This window comes from Hymenobacter daecheongensis DSM 21074, from assembly GCF_900141805.1.
In the GTDB taxonomy this organism is placed as follows: domain Bacteria; phylum Bacteroidota; class Bacteroidia; order Cytophagales; family Hymenobacteraceae; genus Hymenobacter; species Hymenobacter daecheongensis.
Genome location: NZ_FQYN01000001.1, coordinates 1 through 12,358, shown reverse-complemented (window position 1 = coordinate 12,358; position 12,358 = coordinate 1). Strand labels below are relative to the sequence as shown.

Here is a 12,358-nt window from a genome sequence, read left to right as displayed (position 1 = left end):
CTAGAAGTCCTGTTTGAGCCACTGCCGGAAGCTGGCCTGCTGGTCAGGCGTGGCATCGGGCCGTTTTTCCACCGTTATTTTCTGCCAGAAACGCTGCTCCGCATCCGCCGTAAGCGTCACGGTGAGCAGGCGATTCTGGCGGAATACGCTGAGTTGGTAACCGGGGGCACCATCGCTCAGCAAAGTTTGCAGATTCATAGCTACCTTCCTGCCATTCACCGCAATAATTTCATCATCGACGGTGAGCGTGGCCGCGGCGGGCGAGCCGGGCAGAATATCGGTCACCTCGGTGCGCTCATTCTTCACTACGGTGCGAAACCCGAACAGGCCTTCCGAAGCGGATAAATTTTCTTCCGTCAGCAGCATACAGCCCACCAGCTCCAGGGCCTTGCCCAGCGGCTCCTCCAGCGGCGCGGTGCCATACACGAACTTGTCGAAATAGGTCTGCATGTCGCGCCCGGCCACTTCGTTTACCAGCCGGATGTAGTCCTGCTCGGTGTAGCCGATGCCGGGCTGGCCAAACTCCAGCCACAGGCGGCGCATCACGTCGTCGAGGCTGCGCTCGTGGTGGCTGAGGCGGCGCAGCGTGAGGTCGAGCAGCAGCGCCACCAGCGCCCCTTTGTGGTACACCGATACTTTGCGGTCGGGCACGCCGGGTTTGTAGCCATCCAGCCACAGATCCACGGAGGCATCGGCCAGCGAGAGGTTGAAGCGGCCATAGTCATCATAGTGCTTGCGCAATACCGTGTTCAGCTCGGCAAAGTACTGCTCGGCCGTGCGCACCCCGGCCCGGGCCAGCAAATACTCGCCGTAGTAAGTCGTAATGCCCTCGGCGATGTAGCAGGTGCGGAAATAATTCTCCCGCGTGTAATCGTAGGGCAGCATCTCGGCGGGCCGAATCTGCTTGATGTTCCAGGTATGGAACAGCTCGTGGCAGCTCACGCCCAGCAGCTCCTTATACAGCCCTTCGGTCATCAGCAGCTCGGCCGGACCCAGCACAATCACCGTCGAGTTGGAGTGCTCCACGCCGTGGTAGTGCTTGTAGGGCAGAATCTGGTTCAAGTAATGATAATCGGACACTGGGAACGAGCCGAAAAGCGCCAGCTGCTCCTCCGTGAAGGCCTTGAAGTCGCGCAGCAGGCGGGGCCAGTCGGGGGCGCACTCGCCCTGCACCCATACGTAGAACGGGAGACCCTGGGCCTCGTAGGTGCGCTGCACCAGCGTGGGACTGGCAACCAGCGGGCAATCCACTAGCTCCTCAAAATGCCGCGCCCGCAACGTGTTGGGGCCGCTTTGGGGCATTCCGCAAGCTATCTGCCAGCCGTCGGGCAGCTCCAGGGTCAGCTCGCAGGGCTCCTGCTGGCGGCCTTCCACGTACATGCAGGCCTGAATGGGGTTCAGGTAGAGCTGGGTTTCGTCGAGCCAGGAGCCGCCGGCATCCATCTGGTGGGCGTAGAAGTTGTAGCGCACGCGCACGGTGCGGCCCGCCGCGCCGGCCACTTCCCAGCGGTCCTTGGTAAGCTTGCGGAAAGGCAGATTTTCGCCCGAAGCGGCATCTTCCACTATCACCTGCTGAATCTTCTGCCCGAAATTCTGAATCTCGTAGCGCCCCGGTCGCCACGCGGGCAGCTGCAGCTGCAGGGCCTCAGCAGCCGCGGCGGGCACCTCAAAGGTCAGCTGAATCTGGAGGTAAAACGTAAGCGGGTTCTCGAAGGCGACGTGGTAGTGAAGCATAGGGCAAGGCGGAGAAAAACGAAAGTAGCGCCGGGGTGCCCTTCGGCAAGCGCCAAACCAATTTTTTCATTTAAATTTGACTGATGCTCTATCCCCGATACGCTCTTGCTCAGCCACTTCGCACGCTTTTAGTAATCGCCAGCCTGACCGCCCTGGCCGCGTGCTCATCGACTCCGGCCGAAGCTCCGGCCGCCACGCCCGCCAGCGCCGCAGTTACCACCACGCCGGCCGCTACGCCACCGGCCCGCGCCACGCCGGCCGCCGACTTCACCAGCGAAACCTTTGCCAATGCCGACGGGTCGTTCGGCTACCGCATCCGCCAGCGCGGCCGTCCCTTCATCGAGCAGCCCAACGTGCCCGGCCGGCCGGGCGTACGCGGCTTTGCCACCGCCGCCCAGGCCCGGCAGGTAGCGGATTTGGTGCAGGCCAAGCTCGGCCGGGGGCAGATGCCGCCCTCCGTCACCGAGGCCGAGTTGGACAGCCTGGGCCTCTGATGCCGTACTGGCTGCCCCCGCATTGCCTTCGTTCCTGATTTTCTCAACTGCTTATAAATTTCCTCAACCTCTTTTTCAGCTCGTATGACTCTATTTTACTCTCTTCTCCGTCGCGTGGCCCTGCTCGGTGGCCTAGCGCTGCTGGCCACCCCGGAACAGGCCCAGGCCCAGGACACTTGGCGCGCCCGGTCCCCGTTTGCGGGCGGGGTGCGCTATGGCGCGGCCGCTTTCGGCATTGGCAACCGCGTGTATGTGGGCACCGGCCGCGAAGGCAACAACGTGTACCGCGACTTCTGGGAATTTGACCCCGCTACCAACGTCTGGACGCAAAAAGCGGCCTTCGGCAATGCCAACAGCAACCGCAGCGACGGTATGGGCTACAGCATCAATGGCCTCGGGTACGTGGTGGGTGGGGCACTCGGCTCCGCGCTCTACAACACGCAGTGGGAATACAACCCCGCCACCAACGTCTGGACGCTGCGCGCCGCCTTCGCCCCTGGCACGCGCCGGCAGGCAGCTACTTTCGTGGCCGGCGGCCGCGCCTACGTGGCCTGCGGCACCGACGACAGCTTCAACTACCGCGACCTGTGGGAGTATAACCCCGCCACCGACAGCTGGGCTCAGAAGGCCGCGTTTGCCGGCAGCGCCCGCGCCTATCCTTCCGGCTTTGCCATCAACGGCCAGGGCTACGTGGGCCTGGGCAACGCTGCGGGCGGCTATCTGCGCGACTTCTACCAGTACAATCCCGCTACCAACGTCTGGACGCGCCGCACCGACTTCCCCGGCAATGCCCGCTCGGCGGCGGTTGGGTTTGGCCTGGGCAATTTCGGCTACTTTGCCACCGGCTACAGCGCCGGCCTAATTTACCGCGACCTGTGGGAATACAACCCTCAGACGGACCAGTGGACGCAGCGCACGCCGTTCCTGGGCACCGCCCGCGACCAGGCCGTGGCGGCCATTGCCGGCGGCAAAGCCTATGTGGGCCTGGGCACTGCCACCGGCCCCACCGCCACCAGCGACTGGTACGAGTATTCGCCCCTCATCACTGTGACGGCAGCCCGCGCCGCCGGCCCCCAGGTGGCGCTGGCTGCCTACCCCAACCCCGCCACCGACCGCCTGCACCTGACGCTGCCCGCCGCCGCGAAGCTCAGCCGCGCCGTGCTGACCAACATGCTGGGGCAAACGGTGGCCACCTTCGGCCCCGAAGCGGAGTTGCGCGTTGGCGCGTTGGCCCGCGGCAGCTACCTGCTCACCGTGCACACCGACCAGGGCACGGGGCAGTGCCGGGTAGTGCTTCAATAAAAGTTGTTCCGGCAGTCTGGTGGGCGGGCTTCGAAAGGCCACTTACCAGCCTGCCGGGCAACAATTGCAATTAAACCAAGCAAGCCCTTGCAATCTTTTCCCGCTCGTCGTACCTTTGCCGGCCTTACCTGCCACTGAAGTCTTTAACATATCATGAAACGTACCTTCCAGCCTTCGCAGCGCAAGCGCCGCAACAAACACGGGTTTCGCTCGCGTATGGAATCTGTTAACGGCCGCAGCGTGCTGGCCCGTCGTCGTGCCAAAGGCCGCAAGCGCCTGACCGTGTCCGACGAAGGCAAGCACAAGCGCTAAGCCGCTGACGGCTCCCGCCGTGGTGCCCGAACCGGCTCAGATGCCTGTCGCGCGCTCTTATTCGTTTCCGAAAGAAGAACACCTGTGCCGCAAAAAGCTCATTGCTGAGCTTTTCGGTCGGGGTTCTTCTTTTGGTTTATACCCTTTGCGCCTGGTCTGGATTGCGGCTGAGACCCCGACCACGGCCCCGCCACAGGTGCTGGTGAGCGTGTCGAAGCGTAGCTTTAAGCGGGCCGTGGACCGCAATTACCTCAAGCGCCTGCTGCGCGAGGCGTACCGGCTGAACAAATATCGCCTGCTGGAAGCGCCCGGCGGGCACCCGGTGGCCCTGCTGGCCCTCATTTACACGGGCAAGGAAAAAAAGCCTTTCACACTGGTCGAAAAAAAATTAATTTCAGGGCTGGAGCGTTTGCTGCAAGAAGCAACCCCCACGGCTTCCGCGGGGTCTTCTGCCTAGTCATGTTTTTCGCTTCCAGCTGCTTATATGCGTACAAAGACCGTTGCCGGCCTGCTTCTCGGAAGCGCTGCCCTGCTCGTATCGTTTCGCCCGGCTTCCGACAACGAGCGGTACTTCGAAATTGCCAAGAACCTCGACATTTTCGCCACGCTGTTTAAGGAGGTCAACACGTATTACGTGGACGATGTGACGCCCGGCAAGCTGGTGAAAACCGGCATCGATGCCATGCTCAAGTCGCTGGACCCGTACACTAACTACATTCCCGAAGACGCAATTGAAGATTTCCGCTTCATGACTACCGGGCAGTACGGCGGCATTGGGGTGGAAGTAGCGAAGCGCAATGGCAAAACCATCGTGCAGAGTGCGTATGAAGGCTACCCGGCCCAGAAAGCCGGCCTTCTGCCCGGCGACGAGATTCTGACCATCAACGGCATCAACGTTGAGAAGAAGAACAACTCTGACATCAGCAAGCTGCTGAAAGGCCAGGCCAACTCCACGGTAAAGCTGGAAGTAACGCGCTACGGCCAGGAAAAGCCCATCGAAATCAGCATCACCCGCGACAAGATTCAGATGGAGAACGTGCCGTATTACGGTATGCTGACGCCGGAAATCGGGTATTTTCAGCTTATCGGCTTTACCGTAGATGCGGGCAAGGAAGCCCGGGTAGCGGTGAGCAAGCTCAAGGAGATGGGCGCGAAAAAAATCGTGTTCGATATTCGCGACAATCCGGGCGGCTTGCTCAACGAGGCGGTGAATATTTCCAACATCTTCGTGGAAAAAGGCCTCGACGTGGTGAGCACCAAGGGCAAGGTGACGGAGTGGAACAAAACCTACAAGGCCCTCGACGCGCCCCTGGATACTCAGATTCCGGTGGTCATCATCACTTCCAACCGCTCGGCTTCGGCTTCCGAAATCGTGTCGGGGGTGCTGCAGGACTACGACCGGGCGGTGGTAGTGGGCGAGCGGACGTTTGGCAAGGGCCTCGTGCAGGCCACCCGGCCGCTGAGCTACAACTCGCAGCTGAAAGTGACCACGGCCAAATACTACATCCCGAGCGGCCGCTGCATTCAGGAAATAGACTACGCGCACCGTGCCGATGACGGCACGCTGGGCAAATTTCCCGACTCGCTGCGCACGGCTTTCAAAACCCAGGCCGGCCGCGTGGTGTACGATGGCGGCGGCGTAGCGCCCGATGTGGCCGTGGCCGACAAGGAAATTGCCGACATCTCGCGGGTATTGATTCAGAAGAGCTACCTCTTCGACTTCGCCACCCGCTACCGCGCCGAGCACGCCACCATTGCCCCGGCCCGCGACTTCCAGCTTTCCGACGCCGACTACCAGAAGTTCGTTGATTTCCTCAAAAACAAGGATATCAACTACAGCACTGACATGGAGAAGAGCCTGACCGACCTGACCAAGAAGGCTAAGGAGGAAAAGCACTACGATGATGTGAAGGCCGAGCTGGAAGCCATGCGCCGCAAGGTTTCCACCAACAAAAGCAACGACCTGATGCGCTTCAAGCCCGAAATCCGGGAGATGCTGGAGCAGGAAATCGTGTCGCGCTACTACTTCCAGAAGGGCGGCATCGAAGCCAGCTTCGACGACGACCCGAATATTCTGACCGCCATGGCCGTGCTCAACGACCCGGTGCGCTATGCCGCTTTGCTGAAGCCCGGCACGCCGGAAGCCAAAACCCGCCCCGAGGCCAACCGCCGGACGGCAGGAGGGAAGTAGGGTTTCTGTTAATCATTGAAAGAGAAAGCAGTTCTGAGAAGGGCTGCTTTCTTTTTGGCTCACTTTCGTTTAGCGTCTTCGGCTTTATGGAAAATCTCCGTCAGCGTATCACCACCAACCCGCGGCAGTGCGGCGGGCAGCCGTGCATTCGGGGTATGCGGATCCGCGTGACGGACGTGCTGAATCTGCTAGCGGCTGGATTGACTGCGGAGCAGGTGTTGGCTGAAATGCCCGATCTGGAAATGCTCGACATTCAGGCGGCGCTGCAATGCGCCGTTTAACCGTAGCGTAACGGTATTCGGAGTGTGGTCAGGGAAAAATGCGGCAACGTACCTTTGCCCCATGTCCACCCTCATCCTTTCCCTCGAAACCTCGTCCCCCGTCTGCTCGGTGGCTCTGCACCGCGACGGTAGCCTGCTGGGCCAGTCAGAGCTGCGGCTGGAAAAGTCGCACTCCACGCATCTAAGCCTTCTGGCGAATCAGCTGCTGGAAAACTGCCAATGCACGCTGCCGGAGCTGGCGGCAGTGGCCGTGTCGGATGGGCCGGGGTCGTATACGGGGCTGCGTATCGGGGCGGCGGCGGCCAAGGGACTGTGCTTCGCGCTGGATATTCCGCTCATTGCCGTCAGCACGCTGCAGGCTATGGCCGCGCAGGTGGCGGCGTACACGGCCGGGGCCGAAAATACGCTGTTTTGCCCCATGCTCGATGCCCGGCGGATGGAAGTGTACAGCGCTTTGTATACCGCCGATGGGCGGGAAGTGCTGGCTCCCGCGCCGCTGCTGCTGGATGCCGACACGTTGGCCGAACAATTAGCCCACCATCGGTTGTTGTTCTTTGGCAACGGCGCGGCCAAGTTTCAGCCGCTCGTGGCGGATAATCCGAACGCGGGTTTCCTGAGCAGCATCGAGCCTTCGGCCATTACCGTGGGCATTTTGGCGCAGGCGGCTTACGAGCGGCAGGATTTTCGCGACGTGGCCTACTACGAGCCGTTTTATCTGAAGGAAGTGTACACCACGACCCCGAAAGTCCGGTAGAAACATTTGGTTACGCCTCGGCATTAAGCTCCCGGCGTGATTCATACAACATCAGCAACGATTGAGACGCGAAGCGTCGCGTCTCTACAGCCCAGCCCATCATGGAAGAAATATTCGTCAACCGAGTGGCGCAAAGTGCGCTGACTACCCTGAACTTGGAAGAGCTGCTGCATCCGGGCGAACGGGTAGTGTATGACATCAAGGACAACCTGTTTCATGGCCTGATGCTGCGCGAAAAGGATTTCCGCGAGTTTGTGAAAACCCACGACTGGACGCAATACGACGGCAAGAGCGTGGCCATCATCTGCTCCGCCGATGCCATTGTGCCCACCTGGGCCTACATGCTGCTGGCCTCCAAGCTCCAGAACCATGCGCACCGCTACGTATTCGGCAACTTGGAAGCGCTGGAGCAGGAGCTGTTTCACGAAGCCATTGCCGCTATTGATGCCGAAGAGTACCGCGACGCGAAAGTGGTGGTGAAGGGCTGCGGCAACATTCCGGTGCCTACCTACGCCTACGTGGCCATCATGCAGAAGTTGCTGCCGGTGGTGAGCAGCGTGATGTATGGCGAGCCGTGCAGCACGGTGCCGCTCTACAAGCGTCCGAAAGCTTAGATAACGCCGGTTTCTGTCCTGCAAGCCCTGTTTCCCGTCCTCGGAAAGCGGGGCTTTTTGCTGAAGCTTTGGTGGGGCAAACCGGGTTTGAAGTAGCGGTTACGCATTGTTGCGCATCTTTGGGGCCTCACCCGCCGCTTCATGCCCACCGCTACCACCACCGTCTCGCCCTACAAAATCAGCTTTCTGGCCGGCACCGCTATTGTGGTGGCCAACATGGTGGGCACGGGCGTTTTCACCAGTTTGGGGTTTCAGGTGCTGGGCATCCAGAGCGGGTTTGCGCTGCTGATGCTGTGGGTGGTGGGCGGCCTCATTGCGCTGTGCGGGGCCTTGTGCTACGGCGAGCTGGCCGCTGCCATGCCCCGCTCGGGCGGCGAATACCACTACCTCTCACAGATTTATCATCCGGCCGTCGGGTTTCTGTCGGGGTGGGTGTCGGCCACGGTGGGTTTTGCCGCGCCCACGGCGCTGGCCGCCATGGCGCTGGGCCGCTACGCCGCCGGCGTATGGCCGGAACTGAATCCGCAGCTGCTGTCGGTTGGCGTGGTGCTGGCTCTCACGGCCGTTCACGCTACCAGTCGCCGGGCGGGTAGCCGCCTGCAGGTCGTCATTACCGCCGTAAAAGTGCTGGTTTTGGTGCTGTTCATTGGGGCGGGCCTGCTTACCGCGCAGCCCCAGGCCATTTCCTTTGTGCCCTTGCGGGCCGATTGGCACCAGCTGCTGAGCCCTGCTTTTGCCATTTCGCTGGTGTATGTGTCTTATGCGTATTCCGGCTGGAACGCGGCCGTGTACCTGACCGGCGAAGTAGCCGAGCCCCGCCGCAACCTGCCCCGCATTCTGCTGGCCGGCACCGCCGTGGTGCTCCTCTTATATGTCGGGCTGAACTTCGTGTTTCTCTACTCCACGCCCATTCCGCAGTTGGCCGGACAGCTGGAAGTGGGCTACGTGGCCGCCAGCCAGCTTTTCGGGCCCGCCGTGGGCCGGCTGATGGGGGCCGTCATTGCCGGGCTGCTGGTATCCACGGTCAGCTCCATGATTTTTGCCGGCCCCCGCATCGTGCAGGTAATGGGCGAGGATCTGCCGGCGCTGCGCGGGCTGGCCGTCGTGAGCGAAGCGGGCATTCCGGTGCGGGCCATGCTGCTTCAAACTACTCTGACGCTGCTTTTCGTGCTCACCGGAACCTTTGAGAAAGTGCTGCTCTACGCGGGTTTTGTTCTGAGCCTGTTTACGTTTCTCACGGTGCTGGGGCTGTTCATCCTGCGGGTGCGCCGCCCCGAATTGCCGCGCCCCTACCGCACCTGGGGTTACCCCATCACACCCCTGGTTTTCCTGGCTCTGAGCGGCTGGACGCTGATTTTCATTCTGCGCGACAAGCCCACCGAATCCCTTTTCGGCCTGCTGACCCTGCTGCTTGGCCTAGTCGCCTACTTCGTGGGCCGAAAAGTGCGGGCCACGTAGAAGCCGCCCGCCCCCGTTCTTTTTGCCAAAACCGCCGCCATTTCTGCCCGAGTCAGTATCTGGCCAAAATTCCAGCCATACTATCTTGCCGCTCCATTTCGCTCAACCCTTCCCGATGCGTTTCCCCTTGCTCCGGCTGCTCCCCCTGCTTTGGCTCCTCGTCAGCTGCTCCGAACAAAAAACTGCTAACATCGAGCACCAAAAGCCGGCCGCCCGAACCACCCCGGACTCCGTAGCGGCTGCCCCAAGCCGCCCGTCCGCCGCACCTGCCGCCGCCGATACCACTGCCGTACAGGATGTGGCTGCCTACCTGGCCGGAATGCCCGTGAGCCGAACCGGCGAGCTGCGGGATTTAGTGGCCCAACCCGCATGGCAGGCTTTCGCCATCGATGCCGATAAAAGCTGGGCCAGCTACCACCAAACCCGCACCGACAAGATCCGGCCCTGGGCTGCCGCCGAGCTGGATTCGGCCCGTCAGGCCGCTCAAACCGTCTTCTACCCCTTCAGCGGCCCTGATTTTCTAAACGTCGCCACCATGTTTCCCACCAGCCAGACCTACGTGCTGATTGGTTTGGAGCCCGTGGGCTCGGTGCCGCGCCGCGCCACGCTCGAAAATCCCCGGCTGTTTCCGGCTCTCAAAGCCTCGCTCTGGTCGGTGCTCAACTTCAGCTTTTTCCGCACCAACGACATGGCCGTCGACCTGAAATCGGTAGAATTGGATGGCTCGCTGCCGTTGCTGATGCTCTTTGCCGCCCGCACCGGCCACCAGGTCACCGCCATTCGCTACGTGCAGCTCAATACCCAGGGCCAGCTCCTCGATGCCGATACTGCCACGATCCGCAAGCCCGGCCCTAAAATCATTCCGGGAGTCGAAATGCAGCTACTGAACGAAAGCGGCCAGAAAAAGCAGCTCTACTACTTCTCCGCCGACCTCAGCGACTGGAAGCTTGGTACCAACAAAGAAGCCGCGCTGAAATACGTTCGCACCCTCGGCCCCCTGGTTACCTACGTCAAATCGGCTACCTATCTGATGCACAAGACCTACTTCTCCAAGGTCCGCAACCTCATTCTGGAGCAGAGCAGCTTCGTGCTGCAAGACGATTCGGGCATCGCCATGAAATACTTCCGGCCAGCCGACTGGCAATTCACCTATTATGGGGTTTACAAGCGTCCCATCAACCTTTTCGCCAAACAGTATCAGCCCGAGCTGACCAAAGCCTACGCCGATTCTGCCCACCGGCCGCGCCCGTTGCCCTTCGGCACCGGCTACAACTGGCGCCAAAACGACTCTAACCTGCTTTTGGCCCGCCGCCGCTCGGCCCCGGCCATGTAGGCGCGGCCTAAATGAAGTCATTGTGAATGGAGCTGTGCATCTTCGGCGCGGCTCCATTTTCGTTCATGGCGGGGTAGGGGCAGGCTCATTTATTCTCTCCTTATATAGAGGTATGCAAAACGCCCGAAAATTCCTCCTTGCTTGTGCCCGCATTTTGCCGGTGGTGTTGGCGGGGCTGCTTTGCAGCAATCAGTCTGCGGTGCCCCAACCGTCAGGGCTGCCAGCACCCGCCCGCCTCACTTCCGCTGATAGTCCCTTGCTGGATAGTCTGCTGCGCTCAGATTCCCGCTTATTGCCCGTTGTCAGCAACGCGGACAAATACGAGCTACAAATCATCTACACCCAGATTAACCGCGACCCGCAAAATCAGCCGCGGTTCACTCAGCATAGCTTTCACCTTAATGCGCGGCAGTATTTCAATCCCGCCAGCCTCGTCAAGCTGCCCGTAGCGGCTTTGGCACTGGAAAAGCTCAACCGCCTCCACCAGCCCGGCCTCACCCGGCGCAGCCCCATGGCTACTGGCACCGCCTTCCGCTGCCAGACCCCCGTACCCTACGCCGCCCCGGCCGATTCCGACCGCCTCTTTACCGTCGGCAACTACATCAAGCGGATGCTACTGGTCAGCGACAACAACGCCTACAATCGGCTCTACGAGTTCCTCGGCCAGCGCCCTCTCAACGAGCGGCTTTGGCAGCTGGGCTACCCCAACGCCCGCATCGTTCGCCGCTTCGCCCCCTGCGATACCGCCGCCAACCGCCGTACCAACCCCATAGTATTTTACGATGCCCAAGGAACCCGCATCTACGAGCAGCCGGCTCAAACCAACTTGCGGCCCCTGGGCTTTCCGCTCGGCCGCGTCACCAAAGGCCGCGCCTACCGCGCCGGCGGGCACCTCATTGCCCAGCCCTACGATTTCACCACCGCCAATTACCTGCCGCTGCAAACCGTTACCGATATCCTCAAATCCGTACTTTTCCCCGCCGCAGTGCCGGCAGCGCAACGGCCTGATCTTTCCCCATCGGACCACGCGTTTCTGCGCTACTATCTACAAGCGGCCCCCCACGCTGCGCAGCACCGGCTTGTTGCCGCCGCGCAGTATTTCGATGCGTATAAAAAATACCTCTACTACGGCCGCCAGCCGGCCGCTGAATTTCAGCCGGGGCTGCGTATCTATAATGTAGTCGGAATGTCCCACGGCCATCTGGCGGATGTAGCCTACTTCGCTGATTCTCTCCACCGCACCGAATTTATGCTGAGTGCCGTGCTCTACGTCAATAATGACGGCATCATAAACGATGGGGCCTACGAGTATGCATCCGTTGGCTTGCCTTTCCTAGCCCAACTGGGCCAGACACTATATCAGTACGAGTCAACCCGCCGCTATCAGTTCACGCCTGATCTTCGCGAGTTCTTTGCCCCTACAACCCCACACTAATTTTTTTCGCTCGCTTGAACTTATTGACTGCTCTAAGCAGTTGTACCTCAGCATGCCCGGAACGCCCCGTACTTTTGTTGAATGGCCTTAAACGGACCAAAAGATAAAAAGATGTGCTCTGGGCTTGCAAAGTCGAAATCAAACTCGCACTTTTGCACTCCCAAACCGAAACGCGGTAGGGCACGTTTCCTGGATTTCGCCTTCTTTTCGGCACAGGGCTCTGCGGAGTCACCCGAAAAAAAGTTTTGGCCTGAAATAGGAAGTCTGGAAAAAGTACTCGTACCTTTGCAGCCCGCTTCAATCGGAGGCGGGTCTGAGGCGGCGGAAACGCCGAAAAGCGGAAAAGAAATTTTCTGCTTGTCTTGGAAAAAGCGAAAAGCTAGTTACCTTTGCACCCCGCTTACACGAGGCGGTTGCGCAAGAGGAAAAAGACTTCCAACTTTTTCTTGC

At 60.6% G+C, this 12,358-nt stretch carries 12 protein-coding genes; 11 read left to right on the top strand and 1 reads right to left on the bottom strand.

All coding sequences use genetic code 11. The features are described 5' to 3' along the window. The gene (locus tag BUB62_RS00060; protein ID WP_073104637.1) at nucleotides 1-1,734 is read right to left on the bottom strand and encodes a M61 family metallopeptidase; all 1,734 of its coding nucleotides are present in this window, start codon (nucleotides 1,732-1,734) and stop codon (nucleotides 1-3) included. A gap of 83 nt (nucleotides 1,735-1,817) precedes the next feature. Between BUB62_RS00060 and BUB62_RS00055 the strand changes: the two genes are divergently transcribed. The 11 genes from BUB62_RS00055 to BUB62_RS00005 all read left to right on the top strand — a co-directional run bounded on the left by BUB62_RS00055 (nucleotide 1,818) and on the right by BUB62_RS00005 (nucleotide 11,908). Beyond that, on the top strand, nucleotides 1,818-2,228 hold the full coding sequence (locus BUB62_RS00055; RefSeq protein WP_073104634.1) for a DUF4907 domain-containing protein: 411 nt from the start codon (nucleotides 1,818-1,820) through the stop codon (nucleotides 2,226-2,228). A gap of 84 nt (nucleotides 2,229-2,312) precedes the next feature. Continuing rightward, nucleotides 2,313-3,530: a Kelch repeat-containing protein gene (locus tag BUB62_RS00050; protein ID WP_084538704.1), complete on the top strand. Its 1,218-nt coding sequence runs from the start codon at nucleotides 2,313-2,315 to the stop codon at nucleotides 3,528-3,530. 153 nt (nucleotides 3,531-3,683) lie between these two features. After that, nucleotides 3,684-3,842 (top strand): 50S ribosomal protein L34, encoded by a 159-nt coding sequence (gene rpmH, locus BUB62_RS00045; RefSeq protein WP_073104628.1) that lies wholly within the window; start codon nucleotides 3,684-3,686, stop codon nucleotides 3,840-3,842. Nucleotides 3,843-3,861: 19 nt separating this feature from the next. Continuing rightward, entirely contained in the window at nucleotides 3,862-4,299 is a 438-nt protein-coding gene (locus BUB62_RS00040; RefSeq protein ID WP_234988431.1) for a ribonuclease P protein component, read from the top strand. A gap of 27 nt (nucleotides 4,300-4,326) precedes the next feature. After that, nucleotides 4,327-6,033, top strand: coding sequence for a S41 family peptidase (locus BUB62_RS00035; RefSeq protein WP_073104622.1), 1,707 nt, complete (start codon nucleotides 4,327-4,329; stop codon nucleotides 6,031-6,033). A gap of 86 nt (nucleotides 6,034-6,119) precedes the next feature. After that, complete coding sequence (locus BUB62_RS00030) at nucleotides 6,120-6,314, top strand: DUF433 domain-containing protein (protein ID WP_073104619.1); 195 nt, start codon at nucleotides 6,120-6,122, stop codon at nucleotides 6,312-6,314. A gap of 61 nt (nucleotides 6,315-6,375) precedes the next feature. Beyond that, nucleotides 6,376-7,068: a tRNA (adenosine(37)-N6)-threonylcarbamoyltransferase complex dimerization subunit type 1 TsaB gene (gene tsaB, locus BUB62_RS00025; protein WP_073104616.1), complete on the top strand. Its 693-nt coding sequence runs from the start codon at nucleotides 6,376-6,378 to the stop codon at nucleotides 7,066-7,068. 101 nt (nucleotides 7,069-7,169) lie between these two features. After that, nucleotides 7,170-7,682, top strand: coding sequence for a DUF2480 family protein (locus BUB62_RS00020; protein WP_073104613.1), 513 nt, complete (start codon nucleotides 7,170-7,172; stop codon nucleotides 7,680-7,682). 141 nt (nucleotides 7,683-7,823) lie between these two features. Beyond that, nucleotides 7,824-9,140 (top strand): APC family permease, encoded by a 1,317-nt coding sequence (locus BUB62_RS00015; RefSeq protein WP_073104610.1) that lies wholly within the window; start codon nucleotides 7,824-7,826, stop codon nucleotides 9,138-9,140. A 115-nt stretch (nucleotides 9,141-9,255) separates the two neighbouring features. Continuing rightward, nucleotides 9,256-10,473 (top strand): hypothetical protein, encoded by a 1,218-nt coding sequence (locus BUB62_RS00010; RefSeq protein ID WP_143163962.1) that lies wholly within the window; start codon nucleotides 9,256-9,258, stop codon nucleotides 10,471-10,473. 292 nt (nucleotides 10,474-10,765) lie between these two features. Continuing rightward, entirely contained in the window at nucleotides 10,766-11,908 is a 1,143-nt protein-coding gene (locus tag BUB62_RS00005; protein WP_159437376.1) for a serine hydrolase, read from the top strand. Nucleotides 11,909-12,358 lie beyond the last annotated feature (450 nt).